The sequence below is a fragment of the Nocardia sp. NPDC058633 genome (assembly GCF_042717045.1).
Classification (GTDB): Bacteria; Actinomycetota; Actinomycetes; order Mycobacteriales; family Mycobacteriaceae; genus Nocardia.
In genome coordinates, this window is record NZ_JBHXRA010000012.1 from 18,618 (window position 1) to 33,698 (window position 15,081).

A 15,081-nucleotide genomic window follows, 5' to 3' on the forward strand; every position below is an offset into this window, starting at 1 on the left:
ACCGGATGACCGGTGACGCGACGCTCGTCGTCGCGATGGACGGCCCCTCCGGCACCGGTAAGTCCAGCGTGTCGCGTCGTCTGGCGACGCGTCTCGGCGCCCGTTACCTCGACACCGGTGCCATGTACCGGGTCGCGACCCTGTGCGTGCTGCGTGCTGGTGTCGACCTGACGGATTCGGCCGCGATTGCCGAAACTGTGGCAGCGCTGCCGCTTTCGATCGGCACCGACCCCAGCCACGAGGTGATCGAGCTCGACGGCGAAGACGTGTCGAGCGAGATCCGCGGCGACGCCGTCACCAAGGCCGTCTCGGCGGTCTCGGCAGTGGGACCGGTGCGCGAGCAGCTCGTTGCCTTGCAGCAGGAGATCGCGGCGATGGCCGGGCGCATCGTGGTCGAAGGCCGCGATATCGGCACTGTCGTGCTCACCGGCGCCGACGCCAAGATCTACCTCACCGCCTCCGCCGAGGCTCGCGCCGAGCGGCGTAACGCACAGAACATCCGCGAGGGCCGCGGCGACGATTACGCGGCCGTGCTGGCCGACGTGCAGCGCCGCGACACCCTCGACTCCACCCGCACAGTGTCGCCCTTGCGCCCCGCCGCCGACGCGGTGCTCGTCGACACCAGCGACCTGACGATGGCGCAGACCATCGAGGAGCTGTATCGCGTGGTGGCTCAGCAGCTTTCGGCCACGACAGGAGGTCCGCGATGATCGAAGAGATTCTCGTAGGCGACGGAACCTGGACCGACGAGTCCGAATGGGATGTCCTCGACATCGATGGTGACGGCGAAGGCGAGCAGCACGTCGCCATGCCGACGCTGGCCGTGGTCGGACGCCCCAATGTGGGCAAGTCCACCCTGGTCAACCGCATTCTTGGCCGCCGCGAAGCGGTGGTCGAAGACGTGCCCGGTGTAACCCGTGACCGCATTTCGTACGAGGCCAACTGGGCCGGACGCCGCTTCATGGTGCAGGACACCGGCGGTTGGGAACCCGATGCCAAGGGTCTGCAGGCGCATGTCGCTCGGCAGGCCGAGGTGGCGATGGAGACCGCCGACGCGATCCTGCTCGTTGTCGACGCCACCGTCGGGGCGACCACCACCGACGAGGCCGCGGTGCGCAAGCTGCGCCGCTCCAAGATCCCGGTGATCCTGGTGGCCAACAAGGTCGACGACCAGAAGGTCGAACTCGAGGCAGCCACCCTGTGGTCACTCGGTCTCGGCGAGCCGCGCATGGTCTCGGCCGCGCACGGCCGTGGCACCGGCGACCTGCTCGACGACGTGCTCAGCGCGCTGCCCGAGACTCCCCGCGAAGGGACCGCCGTGGCAGGGCCGCGTCGCGTGGCACTGGTCGGCAAGCCCAACGTCGGTAAGTCCAGCCTGCTCAACAAGCTGGCCGGCGACGAGCGGTCGGTGGTCCACGATGTCGCGGGCACCACCGTCGACCCGGTCGACTCGCTGGTCGAGCTGGGCGGCAAGGTGTGGAAGTTCGTCGACACCGCCGGACTGCGCCGCAAGGTCTCCAATGCCACCGGCACCGAGTTCTACGCGTCGCTGCGGACGAAGTCGGCGCTGGAGGCTTCCGAGGTGGCGATCATGCTGATCGACGCCTCGGTGCCGATCACCGAGCAGGATCTGCGCGTGATCAGCCTGGTCGCCGACTCCGGTCGTGCGCTGGTGCTGGCGTTCAACAAGTGGGACCTCGTCGACGAGGACCGCCGCTACATGCTCGAACGCGAGATCGATCGCGATCTCGTTCGGGTGCCGTGGGCGCAGCGCGTCAACATCTCCGCCCACACCGGCCGCGCCGTGGCCAAGCTGGTGCCGCAGATGGAAACCGCGCTCGAGTCCTGGGACAAGCGGATCTCCACCGGTCGCCTGAACACCTGGCTCAAGGAAGTCATCGCGGCCATTCCGCCGCCGATGCGCGGCGGTCGTCAGCCTCGCGTCATGTTCGCCACCCAGGCGAGCACCCGCCCGCCGACGTTCGTGCTGTTCACCACCGGGTTCCTCGAGGCAGGCTACCGCCGCTTCCTGGAGCGCCGCCTGCGCGAGGAGTTCGGTTTCGACGGTTCGCCGGTGCGCATCTCGGTGCGTGTGCGTGAGAAGAAGGAACGCAAGAAGTAATTCGAGCGATTCACGGAAGGCCTCGGCGAATACTGCCGGGGCTTTTCGTATTTCAGGCGTCGAGCACGCGGTCGAGCAGATGATCGACCAATTGTGTTGCGCGCGAAGCGTAGTCGTCGTTGGTGAGCATGCCCTGTGCCAGTCCGCCGATCGCGAGCAGGATCACTTCCGCATCGGCGACGATCGACTTGTCATCGGCATCGGGACCGCGCAGTCGCCGCAGCTGCGTCGCGACCGCATCGACGATGTAGTCAGGCGCTCCCGAGGTGTCGGCGGACTCGACATCGGGCCCGGTGAGCGTCGCCGCGTGAAAGATGCCGAGAACGACCGCATTCTGCCGACTCGCTTCATCGAGGGGCAGTATCGAGAGCAGGATCGTGCGGACGATGTCGCGCGGGCCGGGCTCAGGTCCCAGACTCGCGAACCCGGCGGCGACCCGGGCGCCGGAATCCACGACGACCGCGCGGTGCGTAGCGAGCAGAAACTCCCTTTTGGTGCCGAAGTAGTACTGCACCGACCGCACCGACACCCCGGCTTCGGCGGCGACGGATTGGAACGTCGCGCCTTCGAGTCCGCCCCGGACGATGACCCGGCGCACCGCATCGGTGATCGACCTGCGTCGTTCTTCGTGATCGGCCAACCGCGGCATCGCGTCTCCTTCTGTTCGGGCGAGTTTTCATGGTACGCCCATACCACCGTTGTGGTATGTTGATATCACCAACGAGCTACAGGGGTGGACATGGCCAAGATCGGGCGATTCAAGAACGACAAGGCGCGCGAGGAGTATCTGCGGACCTACCGGGAACTGGAGAAACAGTGGACGGTGCCGTCGACACTGCTCGAGGTATCCACCTCCTTCGGGTCGACTCGTGTCCGCAAATCCGGTGTGGGAGAAGGCATCCCGATTGTGCTCATGCACTCACTCGGCGCCAACAGCCTGGCCTGGAATCACGTCATCGAGGATTTCGCGCGCGACCGCGTCGTGTTGATGCCCGAGATGATCGGCGTGCCCGGTCTGAGCGTGCAGACCGCACCGATCGACGAGAAGGGTTTCGGTACCTGGTTCGGCGAGGTTCTCGACGGGCTCGGCGTCGAGCGGGTCCACCTGGTCGGCTACTCGCAGGGCGGGTGGCAGGCGATGGTGATCGCCACGACTCAGCAGCGCCGGCTGGCGAGCCTGACCGTGCTCGAGCCGGGCGGCACGCTGACGAAGATCAAGTGGAGCCTGCTGTGGACGATGATCCGGGTCGGTGCCCGGCCCACCGACAAGAACCTGCGTGCGATGAACGCACGGCTCAACCCCGGCGTCACCTTGACCGACGCGGAGTTCGACGGGGTGAAGGCAGCGCTGGGGTATGCCCCCTCGATCGGCTACCCGAAGATGTTCACCGACGAGCGCCTGGCCACCATCATCACGCCGACGCTGGTACTACTCGGGTCGGAGTCGTTGGTGGTCGACTCGCAACTGGCCGAACAACGCCTGCGCGACAACGTGCCCACCTGTGAAGTCGAGATCTTCCGCGGGGCCGGGCACGGACTCTTCCACGAGATCCCGAAGCCGGTGACTGCCCGCATTCTCGGCTTCACCAGCCGCTACGAGCCGACAGACGCCCGCCACGGCGAGTAAGTCGACGCCGCTTGCCCTTGCCGTCCAGGTATTACCACGCCGCGCCCGCGATCACCGCGAACAACGCGACCGCGGGCCTGATAATCGACTGAGAACAACCGGGTGGTGGACACCTTGGCACTGTCGGGCACGTTGAAACGGTAAGAGGTCGGAGTGCGGCCTCCGCGGAGGAGTGCGTCATGAGTCTTGTCGGAACCCTGGTCGGCTACGCGTTGACCGTGTTCTTGTTGCTGCTGATCGCCCGGATGGTGGTGGACTGGATCGATGCGCTCGGCAACGGTCCACAGTGGGCAGGCAAGGCGCGGGAGGTGACCCACGCCGCCACCGAGCCGGTGATCGCCCCGGTGCGAAAAGTGTTGAAGCCGGTACGCATCGGCGACTTCTCGCTGGACTTGGCCTTCACCGCGGTGTTCATCGCCGTCCTGATCCTGCGCGCGGTGGCGTTCAGTCTGTAGTCGAGGTGGCTCACCTGCGACAGCTCAGTGCGCCACCGGTGAGCCGGCCTTGTCGACGGACAGTCCGGCGAGCAGGGCCAGTGCCCGCTCCGGCGGTCTTCGCGCGCACTTCGTGCCCGGCCCACGGGCGGCGGAAGTCGTCGCTCTTGTCGGAGAGGCTGCCCTGTCGCGCGGTAGGCGGAACTACAGTGCGTTGGCCGCAGCATCACTGGTAGGTCGAGAACGGCCACTCCGTGGATTCATTGTCAGCCGCTGTCGGCCAATCCGAGCAAGGCTCGGAGTAGAGGCCCCACCAGTCATAACCTGTTCCGTAGGACCATGCGCCGCCGTGCTTGTCTGCTACTCCGTGCCAGCACCAGTGGGCGGCGGTGACTTCGATCTTGCCCCAGGGAAATCGTTCACTCGGCCAAGGCCCAGGTACGCCTAGCTGAGCCACCTCGAACCCGCGCTGCTGGCGAGGATGCAATCCAAGCCGTCGCAACGCGCCACTCTGGATCTCGACCACAGTCCCAATGGGCGGCAGCGGGCCGGGACAATCCGCTGGTGGATTCCATCAGCGGAACTCGTCTTCACGCAGAGGCATCCAGTCGATGCCGCGCCGACGCAGTCAACCTGCCAGGAATCGACGCGCTGGCAACTTCAGCCGAGTTCCGTACCAGCCGACAGTGATCCAATCTCTGTCGTACGGAAATGCTGCTGGGTGTGACCGTCCGGCCGAAGTGCGTGGCCAGTACATCGTGAGCATGGACATGTGCCAATCATGACCGATGAGGGCGCCAAGGCGAATACACGCGCATCGGCAGATGCAGACGTTCGTGGTAGCGCGCCCAGCGGCAGAAAGTTGCGTTCAAGGAGCACCGTCCCGTGCAGCACAGTGGACCCGCAGGTGCGCAGTGGCTCTCTAGTCGTCAGGCATCCCGAACTGGCGAGCGATCGCTAGTAGACGTTGCTCCGGTACGTCCGGTGCCACCCAGTTGTGCCTCTTTACATGGTTGATGAAGTCCATCGGCGGAGCGGCTCGACGATGCTCGACATAGTCTTCCCATGCCAATTCCCAGACCCATTCACCGTCGGTCATCCACCCGATGCGCACCCGAGCGTTTGGGTTACCAGGCGCGAACGGATCTTCGATGACCCCTGGTGCTGCGACAATGCATTCAGCCGACCGCAGGTAACCGAGGAGCAGCCTGGCGTCACCCTCTGGCAGTGTGTCCGGTGCGGACTCGAAACCCTCCTCGTCATCGCAGCCATCATCGAACCGGTAGGGCGCAGAGACTCTTGGCATTTTCGTCCTCGATGTTCGCAAGCTCAGCCGATTATCGCCCCGGCAGGCAACTCAGTAGATCAGCTCTCCTGCCCACGCTGTATTCGGCATGCGGGGCGTTTGAAGGCATGCAACTCGGACCAGAACAGGACCAGGTTTGCCTGGTTCGGCGCGTGGGGTCATAGACACGACGGTGACACAACAGGGGCAGTTCGGGCATACGGAGGCAGACATGCGCGACCCCCTTTGCGGTGCAGACAGACCCCGGAAGACACTCCCGTCTTGGCCTAATGTGCCTCCTGTTCTGGCGGCGATTCGGGGCACCGCATGTCGTCGCGCAGTTCTGTGGTCAGAAGCCCGAAACCGGAATGAGTCGCGAACAGTCCCGCGTCCTCCAGATAAAGGACAGGCACCGGTGCATCCAACAACGGACGCGATTCAAGCTCAATGCCGTACTCAACTTCGACGTTTTGCGGGATCTCACCGCCCTCGACGATCTTGCCGTCGTCTTCCAGAAAGGCCCGGTACGGCTGGAGCAACACCCGACTCGATCGAGTTCTCGACCAACGGAACAACACCCAGTCGGAGAAGTCGGGCCGCATGTACTCCACTGTCCCGGTTCCATCGGGCCAGAAGGTGACTACCTCGTCTTCCATGGACGAGTAGTACCCGACCTCGACGCTCCACTGACCGACAAGGTCGCTACTACACATGAACCCACTCGACCACCCCACGTGAGTGCATGCCATACCATCGGGCATCAGAGAATTGTTGGCGGACAAGCATTTCGCGGCAAGGTGACCCGTGAAGCGGCGGCGAAGCGCATCCCACACGTCGCCCTCGCGCTCCCGACACGTGAGCCATCCTCGGCAGCAGCGGGTCTTCGTTCGACTGCACGCTCGTCGGTAGTTGAGTGAGTTTCGTCGGTGGTGCCGCGGCCCTCGGGATCGCGCGGGCTGCGACAGAAGGGTGCGTTCGAGCGCGCTGGCGGCACGCGTTTGGTGCCCCGAGGTGAGAAGATTGTTCGCGATATGACGTACTTGAATGCCGCAGTGACCCAATGGGTCGATCACGACTTCCCCGGGTTCGTCGAGATTCAGTTCCGACAGGCTGATGAGACAACCGTCGGACTGATCGAGAAGTCCGCTGTACTCGACGATGAAGATCGCCTGACCGCCGAGGCGGCGTATCCGGTTCTCTGGCGCCTCGGCTGCGACCTTGTACACATCGAACACGATCAAGATGGACGGCAGATCGCCACCATCGAGCTACATCGGGGAGTGTCAGACCCATCGGGCAATGGCGTGTACACCGTGTCGATCGATCAGCTTGGAGACATTCCTGCCACATAGACGATCTGGTCGGAAAGTCGCGAGGATCGGCAGGTGCTGCACTGCAGGCTGTCGATGACTCCCGATTGGTCGCGCCTCTCCTGCACGCCGGCGGCAACGGCCACCCGGCAACCGGAGTCGATGTCCTATTCATCGAATCGAGTAACGCGCGGGTCGCGGCAATTGAGGATGGTCGACCGAGTGGGGCGTGTCCGCTAGGCCCGCGCCGAATCGAGAAGCTCGTTCCACCGGCGCATGATCAACTCTGTGTACGCATCGGCGTCGATACTGTAAGCGCCCAACGCGTATCCGTCGTTGACCTCTACAAGTGCCGGCTCACCAGTTGTCAGTACCCCGAAATCGATGCCGTACGCGCTCGGTGCCGTGCCGGAACCGTGGTACGCGGCCACCGCCGCTTCCACAGCGGTCATATCGAGCAGAACCGTCGCATCACCGTCATAGTGATCGACGGACACGACACGCTGATCGACGACATACACGCGGTACTCCGCGGCCCAACGGACAACCTCGGAGCACCAGACTCGCTGCCGCCTGCTGACATTGCCCAGGGCCGCGACATCTCGTTCGGAGTAACAGACCAGGCCGGTGAAGCTCTTGCGACGATCCGCGGGTTTGAGGGTCTGTCAAGATAACGGTGTAACTGGTTGTCGGACTTCTAATCTCGGTTAGCGGACAAGCGTCCGTCGAAGGCGATGTCGAACGCGTTGAGGGCCGCTTTCCACCGCATCACCCACTTCCGCTGACCCGTGCCGGTCGGGTCGAGACTCATGATCGCCATGTAGATGCACTTGAGCGCGGCTTGCTCGTTCGGGAAGTGCCCACGAGCACGCACAGCCTTGCGGATACGCGCGTTGACCGACTCGATCGCGTTGGTCGTGCAGACGACTTTGCGGATCTCGACATCGAAGGCGAGGAACGGGGTGAACTCGGCCCACGCGTTCTCCCACATCCGCACGATCGCCGGATACTTGATGCCCCACGCCTCGACGAACTCGTAAAACCGTTCCAGCGCTGCCGATTCCGTCGGCGCGGTATACACCGGTTTGAGCGCTTTGGCGATCGCGTCCCAGTCCTGGCGACCCGCGTAGCGAAACGACGCGCGCAGCAGATGCACCACGCAGGTTTGCACCACCGTTGCCGGCCAGACCTGGTTGATCGCGTCGGGGAAGCCCTTGAGCCCGTCGCACACGCACATCAGCACGTCTTCGACGCCGCGGTTACGCAACTCGGTCAGCACCTGCAACCAGAATTTCGCGCCCTCGCCCCCGTCACCTGCCCACAAACCCAAGATGTCGCGGCGGCCTTCGACGGTGACCGCCAACGCCACATAGATCGGCCGGTTAGCGACCTTGCCGTCACGGATTTTGACGTGGATCGCGTCGAGGAACACGACCGGATACACCGCGTCCAGGGGCCGGTTTTGCCATTCGGTCATTCCATCGATGACTTTGTCGGTGATCGTGGTGATCGTCTGCTTGGACACCTCCACGCCATACACCTGTTGCAGGTGAGCGCAGATCTCTCCGTGGGTCAGACCCTTCGCCGACAGCGACAACACCATGTTCTCGACCCCTTCGAGGCGGCGTTGGCGTTTACGCACCAGCTGCGGCTCGAAGCTGCCCTCACGGTCGCGGGGCACGTCGATCTCGACCGGGCCGACATCGGTGATCACGGTCTTGGATCGGGTTCCGTTGCGGGAGTTGCCGGTTCCCCGCCCTGCTGGGTCGCTGTGTTCGTAGCCGAGGTGGTCGGTGATCTCGCCTTCGAGCGCGGACTCGACGACCAGCTTGGTCAACTGCGCCAGCAGCCCGCCTTCGCCGGTGAGCTGCAGCCCGCTATCGCGGGCCTGGGCCACCAACTGCCCGACCAGATCGGCATCCACGGCCGAGTCTCGTTCCTTGCGTTTCGCCACCACGGCAGTATCGGCCAGGTCGGCCAACATCACATCAGTCATGAAGTGTTACTCCTTGTTTGGAGTTACACCCTTGTTCTTACAGTCCCGGGTTTGATGAACGTCGGTGGTGCAGAACCGGTATCGAGTGCCTGTTCGATCTCTCCGAGAGTCGAGGTCCAAACACGTCGGTGCAGGAACGCTCGGAGGCTGGCGGGATAGTCGTCGGGTTCGGGCACCGTGATGTCCAGCTGACGCATTGCTGTATGCATCGCGTCCATGTCGCCGGCGATGAACGTATCAGCATCCAACGGCAACTGGCGACGATGGATGCGCTTGATCGTATAGAAGCGCACAGGTATCCCGCGCTGACGCAGGCCCGCCTCCAGCAGACTCTCCTCATGCCTCATCGGCCCGCTGCCGGAATACTGGAGGAACGCTGTCGTGATCATGATTGGGTCGATCATGCCGGGAATCACGCCAGGGCGCACACCAGAGCCTGCCTATTCAGCCCTGAAGCCGTGCACAAGCACGCTCATCGGCAGAAGCGGACATTCGTGACAGCGCCCAACGGCAGTACAGCGCGCTTTCAGGCGAGCGGTATAGCCGCGGTTGCCCATTCAGGGAGCAGCTCGCAGCGCGCGAACCATTCGGGCGGCACGCCATCGAGGACGTGGCTGGCACCGATAATTCCGCCGATGATTGCGCACGTGGTGTCACTATCACCACCTGCCGAGGCGGCTGTCCAGCACGAGTCGGCGAAGTCATGGCCCAGGTGAGCCGCGACCCAGAGGCAGAACGGGACGGTATCGAGCGCGGAGGTGTCGTGTCCGACTCCCAATTCCACAGCTGCAGTGACAGAATCACGGATTTCCTGGGCATCTCTGATCTTGTCTCGGACCGGGCCGGCCGGGGTCCGAGCGGCTACTGCGCCGAGAAACTGACTACGGCGTAGGTGCGGTTGCGTCGAGAACACGGCAGCAGCGACAGCCACCGCGACCGCACCGGTTACAGCATCGGGGTGGGCATGAGTGACCACCGCCGAAGCCGCCGCCTCTTCGACAACCCGGTCCAAGTCATCAGCGAACCACGCACCCAGTGGCGCCACCCGCATGGAGGCACCATTGCCCCAGGAGCCCCGCCCCTCACGTGCCTGTTGAGCGAGTTCACTCCAGTGATAGCCCTTTTGGCGCATGAGCCGCAGGATCCGGGTCGTCCCTGGCCCGTATCGGCGATAGATGTCGTAATGCTCAGCGAAGGAGCCGGCCAGCACCTCCTGATCGATTCGACCGTGGGCACTGAGCACAGCGAAAAGCGAGCACGCCATCTGCGTATCGTCGGTCCACAACCACGGCCCGGGCAACAAGGTTCGCGACCGCAACACGCCATGATTGATCGCGTCGTCGAAACATGCTCCGAACGCGTCTCCTACTGCCAAACCGCGCAACGAGGACAGTGCTCGTGCCCGTGCATCAGGGTTCATCCAGCCAGTCTGACAGTCGCTGCGACCACCGGCCCGAATCCGACGTTGCCCGAACGCAACGTAGACCACGTTCATGATGTCCTCGAGCCGCAGCGGATCTACCCCGGCACTGCGGTCGCTGGCCAGCACTGTCAGCGCGGTATGCGGCAATATCGGGCGTTCGCTCGCCCGCGATCGAGGCAGGCACCTGACGACACTGATGGCCCGAGGTCGAAGGGTTCGAGGATCGTCATGACACGGTTGTCATAGGCGGACGCCAGTTTGGGTGTGTGACCAAGTTCGTGGACTTCAATCTCAAACTGGCAGTTATCGAAGAACTCATGTACATCGAGTCCCCCAAGCTCGAGCCATGGTCCCTCGAGAAAACGCTGGAAGCCCAGGGCTTCGATGGTGATCTCTGGGAGTACTCCGCCGACAACTTCTACGACCAGTTCATGCCGCAAGCTCAGGCCTACTTCGAAAGCCTCGAGCTTTCTGCCGAACTGCTCACAGGGATTGAACAGCTCGCCTTCTGCGGTGAGAGCCAGGTTTACTTCGAATGCTGCCCGCACTGGGACGGCGAGGGCGAGCAGTTCGACGTGGTCAGTCTCGACGACCTCCATCTGCTCCCGAATCTGAAGCGCGTTCTGGGTGCTGAATTGCTCGCACCCCACCTCAGGATGGTCTTGCGGTCCCGAGACATCGAGTTGATCCACTAGCCACATCGCAGTCGGCGCGACCGAACCTGCTGCGCCACAACACTCCTGAGGGCCAACTATCTCCGCGTGGCCGCTCGGCTCAGCGCGATCCGCGGCATTTCAGTGCGTTAGACCTGGATCGACCGCAGACTGGTCTGACAGGAATTTCAAGACCAAGGCGCGCAGCTCTGGAACCTGCGCGCCGTCCATCTCCGCGATCATCGCATCCGCTCGCTGGGCAATGCCTCGTACTTTAGCCAAGACCTCGGCCGAGTCCGACCATCGCTCCTCAGGCAGCCGGAGCGCCGCACACAACAGATCACCCGGATAAAAGTGACCGGCGGCAAGCGGATTCGCCTCCAGCTGATCAAGCGCTCGAGGCAGTAATACCGTGGTTCCAACATTCTGCGACAACATGATTCGCAAGCCCTCGATATCCAGTTCCCTGATCGGAACCTGCCGCATCCGGTGGACTGTCCGAACCAGATAGGTGTCCTCCGGGGCGGCTGCCGGCCAAACGTCACCCTCGATGTCCTGCACCGATTGTGGGAACTCGTCGCTGTCGGCCACGCTTTTCACCGCTCTCATCTCGATGGTACTGCTCGTTCTGTCAGGACCTGCCCACAGTAATGTTCACCGGTCTGGTCCGACGCCGTCGTTGACACGCTCATCGGCAGATGCGGGAGGTCCGCGGCAACCCGCCCAGCGGCAGATGCGGATGTCCGAACGCGCCGTTCGCGATATGAGCGCACACCTCGGCTGGGCATGGCCAGTGTAGCCATGATCTCCTGGCAGTCTGCTCGGTGAAACATCGACTCCCGATGAACCGAAAGTCAGCGCTGATCAGTGTGCTCTAAAACGTCTTACGCTGACGAGGGTGCATTGGGGCGGCGGCCAAAGTGCGAGCGGATAGAAGTCGCCCGGATGCCTGCAGCCCAGCACCGCAGACAACTGCGAGTCAGGACCAACCCGGCACAGGTGCAGCAGCTTGGCACAACAGCTGCGCGCCTTCCGCGACTCGCCCCTGACGAATCATCAATCTCGCCATCACATCGATGTTGTTACCGAGACGAAAACCGGGTTCCACCACCGCAATCGCCTCGTCGAGCCGCCCGACCGAGACCAGCAAGTCGGACAGATACGCTGCACCCTCCGGTTCCCCGACTTCCGGACGAACCCGTAACTCCTCGATCGCCTGCACGGTGCAGCCGCAGCTGTCGAGCAGCCCGGCGCGCTCGACCAGTAGCTCCCACGTCATATCGCCCGCCATGACGGCGCAATCATCGATTAGCGCCAAGGCTTCGTCCGGATTCCCAAGGTCGAGAAGCAGCGTCCAAAATGACTGCAGGGAAACAACATCGAAAGGATCCATAGCCTTACGTAGCTCTACCAGCCCCTCGCCGATCCGGCCCGCACGAAGCAGCAACTGTCCCAGTGCGGCGTGTGGATGGTATGCCGCATGACAATTCTCGGGGTCGGGCATCGCACGGATAGCCGAAGCCACTCGATCCACGTCGACACCTTCGGGCAGGTGCTCGACCACATGGCAGATTTCTCGAGCATCGGCGCGTCCGGCCAGCAGTTCACCCAACTCCTCGTAACGCTCGTGACGGATCAGCACCGCGATCAACTGTTCAATGATGTTGCTGGAAAACAGGTCCTCGCTCAGCACCGCGACAGCCTCATCAACCAGTCCTTGCCGCTCGAGCACCACCGCCAACAGTTCGACGTGCAAGACAATTCCGTCGAACCCCGCACCGGGCCGCCGAAGCCGGTCGATGGCCTCGAGTAGCGACCGGGAGACTTCTTCGTCGCGACCCAACCCCACACTGATCTCAACCAGCGCCCGCACATGCAACCAGTCATCGACACCATGCCGCAGCAGATCGAATGCCTCACCGGCGCGCCCGACGCCGGCCAGCAGCCTCGCCGAATACTCGATGGCGTCGCGATCACCGCTCACAACCTTGGAACGACACAACGCAAGAGCCTCGCCCGTGCGACTGCAGTCGGCCAATATCGTGGCGACAGCCTTTATCGCTGTCCACCAGCCGGTCTGGGCGAACGGCCGCAACACCTCGATCGCCGCGTCGCGCTGACCGTTCAGGTGTTGCACGGCCGCCAGACCGTGTGCGCAGAACCAGTCGCCTTGCCCGGCCCGCCGCGTGACCTCCTCGAGATGCCCGAGCTCGATCAGCAGCGACACATCCCACTCGTGCAACCACTCGTCATACCAACGTCGACGCCGATCCAACTCGGCTGCATCCTTCACCGTCGGAACGGTATCGGGCACGTTCAGTGATGCAAGCTGAGCTACTTCCTGGACCTATACGGAACGCCAGCCGCACGGGTCGCGGCATGAGCGTGCATTCCCAGTTGGCTGGGCGTGCAGCACCATCGGGCTGAGTTCGTCGAGTCTGAATCCCGCAAGCAGGCGCAGACCTTTGGCGATCGCGGAGTTGCTGCGACGCAGTCGACGATTGCCTCAGTGGCCCTCGTGACGATCGGTTTGAAGCAATCAACCTCTACCGTCGTAGGCGCTGGTCGATTGGAGTTCCTTGGCTTCGTCGTATTCGTATTCCAAGCGCTCGATCGGCCTGCCGTCGAGCGTGCGCATCTCCTGGCATACGCAGTCGCCATCACCATCGAGTCGAGCGATCAGCAACCATTCGGCCACTGAAGTACCCGGCGAGGCAACGTAACCCGCCACGGTGTCTGCCAATTTCGTCCTGTCTGAAGGCACCCCATGCCTCTCCGACAGCTGCAGGAAAGTGCCTGCCGCGCGGAGTTCGGGTCAAAAGCGTCGATCCCGGATTCGTCGGCACCGAACTCGGCGCCGGAATGCGCGACGACAACCGGCGTGCTGAGCTCGACGCGTGGCGCGAAGGCATGGAAGTCTCTCTGCCCGAGGACATCGCCGACGCTGTCGCTTTCGCCGTCTCGGCCCTACGCCGGGTGAACGTGGCCGAACTCATCGTCGTGCCCACCGAGCAGGGGTGACCCGGACTCCGTCGGTGCGGGTCCACGGTTGATCGGGAGCGCCCTCCACACGCCACCGCGTCAGCACCGCGCGTACGCAGGTTGCGTCGGTGAGCGCGTCGACGGTGTCGGTGAGGGCGGACTCCCTGGCGCTGTGGGTGAGCACGATCAGATGGGCGTCGTCGTTGTGGTGCTCCTGACGGACCCGCTCGATGCTCACCCCGTGGTCGGCGAAAATCGAGGCCACCTGGGCCAACGCGCCCGCGTGATCGGTGACGCGCAGGTTCAGGTAGTAGCGGGTCGGGGTGTCGCCGAGGGGAGCGGCCGGGAGTTCGGCGTAGTAGGAGGCACGGGGCGCGCGGCCGCCGTGCACGCGGTTGCGTGCGGCGGTGACCAGGTCGCCGAGCAGCGCCGATGCGGTGGCGCCGACGGTGTCGCGGCCGGAGAACATCAGCCGCCCGGCGCTGTCGGCCTCGACGGTCACCGCGGGGGCGTTCACCTGGGCGAGTGGGTGGGTGGCGGGAAGCAGGGCGGGGTGCACGCGCACCGAGATCTGCTCCTTCCCGCCCTCCGCGGGGCCGGGCTGCTCGCTGACCCTGGTGCAGACGGTGAGTGGCCGCAGTCGCAGGGACAGGGCGTCCGCGGCGGCGAGGTCGTGTGGGTCGGCCACGGCGAACTCCTCGAAGTGCACGTCGGCGATGTCGACTCTGGTGTGGAAGGCAAGCGTCGCCAGGATCGCCGCTTGCGCAACCAGATTCGCGCCGTCGGGAGGGAACACGCCGAGCACCTGTCGCACCCGATCGCCCGACAGGGATTGGGTCAGCGGCCGCACCACCGGCACCCCGCCCACGACCGCCGCTTCGAAGAACAGATCGGCCCCGTATACCTCGGCGGCCGAGGCCAATCGGTGCCCGCGCTCGGCGATCAGCGCCGTGTTCGCGGTGATCACCGAGGTGCCCGCACGCAGGGCGTCGAGCACCGTCGTCGACGATGTGGTGCCCTCGGTCGCGTCGACGAGCAGATCGGCCCGCGACGCCGTCCCCAGCACCAGCCGTGTCCCGGCGCGTTCGCTCAGATCGTCGGTCGTTTCGCGAATGATCCGCACCACTTCTTCGGCGAGTGCGCAGGCACCGAGGACGGCGACCTCCAGCGTGGAACGAGGGGACCGGACGTGCTGATGGATCATCGAAATCGCCTAACGCCGAGAGCTGCCGAACCGGGAGCCGACGCG

At 64.1% G+C, this 15,081-nt stretch carries 16 protein-coding genes and 1 pseudogene; 7 read left to right on the plus strand and 10 right to left on the minus strand.

Annotation, left to right across the window (positions count from 1 at the left end):
* Positions 1-5: 5 nt before the first annotated feature.
* Both cmk and der read left to right on the plus strand, forming a co-directional pair.
* On the plus strand, positions 6-710 hold the full coding sequence (gene cmk / locus ACFWUR_RS17330) for a (d)CMP kinase (RefSeq protein WP_378908262.1): 705 nt from the start codon (positions 6-8) through the stop codon (positions 708-710).
* Positions 707-2,122, plus strand: coding sequence for a ribosome biogenesis GTPase Der (gene der / locus ACFWUR_RS17335; RefSeq protein ID WP_378908059.1), 1,416 nt, complete (start codon positions 707-709; stop codon positions 2,120-2,122). Before cmk ends, der begins: the two co-directional genes overlap by 4 nt.
* A 52-nt stretch (positions 2,123-2,174) precedes the next feature.
* On the opposite strand, the gene ACFWUR_RS17340 is transcribed toward der, so the two are convergent.
* Complete coding sequence (locus ACFWUR_RS17340) at positions 2,175-2,771, minus strand: TetR/AcrR family transcriptional regulator (RefSeq protein ID WP_378908060.1); 597 nt, start codon at positions 2,769-2,771, stop codon at positions 2,175-2,177.
* Between the two features lie 90 nt (positions 2,772-2,861).
* Here ACFWUR_RS17340 and ACFWUR_RS17345 point away from each other — a divergent pair, with 90 nt between their 5' ends.
* The gene (locus tag ACFWUR_RS17345; RefSeq protein ID WP_378908062.1) at positions 2,862-3,749 is read left to right on the plus strand and encodes an alpha/beta fold hydrolase; all 888 of its coding nucleotides are present in this window, start codon (positions 2,862-2,864) and stop codon (positions 3,747-3,749) included.
* 179 nt (positions 3,750-3,928) lie between these two features.
* Entirely contained in the window at positions 3,929-4,204 is a 276-nt protein-coding gene (locus tag ACFWUR_RS17350; protein ID WP_378908064.1) for a YggT family protein, read from the plus strand.
* A gap of 1,551 nt (positions 4,205-5,755) precedes the next feature.
* On the opposite strand, the gene ACFWUR_RS17355 is transcribed toward ACFWUR_RS17350, so the two are convergent.
* Positions 5,756-6,124 (minus strand): hypothetical protein, encoded by a 369-nt coding sequence (locus ACFWUR_RS17355; RefSeq protein ID WP_378908066.1) that lies wholly within the window; start codon positions 6,122-6,124, stop codon positions 5,756-5,758.
* A 375-nt stretch (positions 6,125-6,499) separates the two neighbouring features.
* Between ACFWUR_RS17355 and ACFWUR_RS17360 the strand changes: the two genes are divergently transcribed.
* Positions 6,500-6,820 (plus strand): hypothetical protein, encoded by a 321-nt coding sequence (locus ACFWUR_RS17360; RefSeq protein ID WP_378908067.1) that lies wholly within the window; start codon positions 6,500-6,502, stop codon positions 6,818-6,820.
* Between the two features lie 194 nt (positions 6,821-7,014).
* Here ACFWUR_RS17360 and ACFWUR_RS17365 read toward each other — a convergent pair.
* From ACFWUR_RS17365 to ACFWUR_RS17380, 4 genes and pseudogenes are all read right to left on the minus strand, one after another.
* A pseudogene (locus ACFWUR_RS17365) lies at positions 7,015-7,422 on the minus strand (ATP-grasp domain-containing protein); the annotation flags it as partial.
* Positions 7,423-7,475: 53 nt separating this feature from the next.
* On the minus strand, positions 7,476-8,762 hold the full coding sequence (locus ACFWUR_RS17370) for an IS256 family transposase (RefSeq protein WP_378908263.1): 1,287 nt from the start codon (positions 8,760-8,762) through the stop codon (positions 7,476-7,478).
* 35 nt (positions 8,763-8,797) lie between these two features.
* Entirely contained in the window at positions 8,798-9,178 is a 381-nt protein-coding gene (locus ACFWUR_RS17375) for a hypothetical protein (protein WP_378908069.1), read from the minus strand.
* A gap of 122 nt (positions 9,179-9,300) precedes the next feature.
* Entirely contained in the window at positions 9,301-10,323 is a 1,023-nt protein-coding gene (locus ACFWUR_RS17380) for an ADP-ribosylglycohydrolase family protein (protein WP_378908071.1), read from the minus strand.
* Between the two features lie 140 nt (positions 10,324-10,463).
* Here ACFWUR_RS17380 and ACFWUR_RS17385 point away from each other — a divergent pair, with 140 nt between their 5' ends.
* Positions 10,464-10,892, plus strand: a complete 429-nt coding sequence (locus tag ACFWUR_RS17385; RefSeq protein ID WP_378908073.1) for a DUF6892 domain-containing protein — start codon at positions 10,464-10,466, stop codon at positions 10,890-10,892.
* A gap of 99 nt (positions 10,893-10,991) precedes the next feature.
* On the opposite strand, the gene ACFWUR_RS17390 is transcribed toward ACFWUR_RS17385, so the two are convergent.
* The 3 genes from ACFWUR_RS17390 to ACFWUR_RS17400 all read right to left on the minus strand — a co-directional run bounded on the left by ACFWUR_RS17390 (position 10,992) and on the right by ACFWUR_RS17400 (position 13,548).
* Positions 10,992-11,441, minus strand: a complete 450-nt coding sequence (locus ACFWUR_RS17390) for a contact-dependent growth inhibition system immunity protein (protein ID WP_378908074.1) — start codon at positions 11,439-11,441, stop codon at positions 10,992-10,994.
* Between the two features lie 388 nt (positions 11,442-11,829).
* Positions 11,830-13,143 carry a tetratricopeptide repeat protein gene (locus tag ACFWUR_RS17395; protein WP_378908076.1) on the minus strand — a complete coding sequence of 438 codons (1,314 nt, stop codon included), beginning with the start codon at positions 13,141-13,143 and terminating at the stop codon, positions 11,830-11,832.
* Between the two features lie 246 nt (positions 13,144-13,389).
* Entirely contained in the window at positions 13,390-13,548 is a 159-nt protein-coding gene (locus tag ACFWUR_RS17400; RefSeq protein WP_378908078.1) for a hypothetical protein, read from the minus strand.
* A gap of 164 nt (positions 13,549-13,712) precedes the next feature.
* Here ACFWUR_RS17400 and ACFWUR_RS17405 point away from each other — a divergent pair, with 164 nt between their 5' ends.
* On the plus strand, positions 13,713-13,871 hold the full coding sequence (locus ACFWUR_RS17405) for a hypothetical protein (protein ID WP_378908080.1): 159 nt from the start codon (positions 13,713-13,715) through the stop codon (positions 13,869-13,871).
* On the opposite strand, the gene ACFWUR_RS17410 is transcribed toward ACFWUR_RS17405, so the two are convergent.
* A complete protein-coding gene (locus ACFWUR_RS17410) occupies positions 13,843-15,036 on the minus strand; it encodes an ACT domain-containing protein (RefSeq protein ID WP_378908082.1) in 1,194 nt (397 codons plus the stop codon). The two genes, ACFWUR_RS17405 and ACFWUR_RS17410, sit on opposite strands and share 29 nt — an antisense overlap.
* Positions 15,037-15,081 lie beyond the last annotated feature (45 nt).

Bases quoted from the DNA above. Each gene is read 5' to 3' on its own strand.
- ACFWUR_RS17360 (WP_378908067.1), top strand. From the start codon at position 6,500: ATGACGTACTTGAATGCCGCAGTGACCCAATGGGTCGATCACGACTTC.
- ACFWUR_RS17350 (WP_378908064.1), top strand. From the start codon at position 3,929: ATGAGTCTTGTCGGAACCCTGGTCGGCTACGCGTTGACCGTGTTCTTG.
- ACFWUR_RS17345 (WP_378908062.1), top strand. From the start codon at position 2,862: ATGGCCAAGATCGGGCGATTCAAGAACGACAAGGCGCGCGAGGAGTAT.
- cmk (WP_378908262.1), top strand. From the start codon at position 6: ATGACCGGTGACGCGACGCTCGTCGTCGCGATGGACGGCCCCTCCGGC.
- ACFWUR_RS17405 (WP_378908080.1), top strand. From the start codon at position 13,713: ATGCGCGACGACAACCGGCGTGCTGAGCTCGACGCGTGGCGCGAAGGC.
- ACFWUR_RS17410 (WP_378908082.1), bottom strand. From the start codon at position 15,036: ATGATCCATCAGCACGTCCGGTCCCCTCGTTCCACGCTGGAGGTCGCC.
- ACFWUR_RS17375 (WP_378908069.1), bottom strand. From the start codon at position 9,178: ATGATCGACCCAATCATGATCACGACAGCGTTCCTCCAGTATTCCGGC.
- ACFWUR_RS17340 (WP_378908060.1), bottom strand. From the start codon at position 2,771: ATGCCGCGGTTGGCCGATCACGAAGAACGACGCAGGTCGATCACCGAT.
- ACFWUR_RS17355 (WP_378908066.1), bottom strand. From the start codon at position 6,124: ATGGAAGACGAGGTAGTCACCTTCTGGCCCGATGGAACCGGGACAGTG.
- ACFWUR_RS17370 (WP_378908263.1), bottom strand. From the start codon at position 8,762: ATGTTGGCCGACCTGGCCGATACTGCCGTGGTGGCGAAACGCAAGGAA.
- der (WP_378908059.1), top strand. From the start codon at position 707: ATGATCGAAGAGATTCTCGTAGGCGACGGAACCTGGACCGACGAGTCC.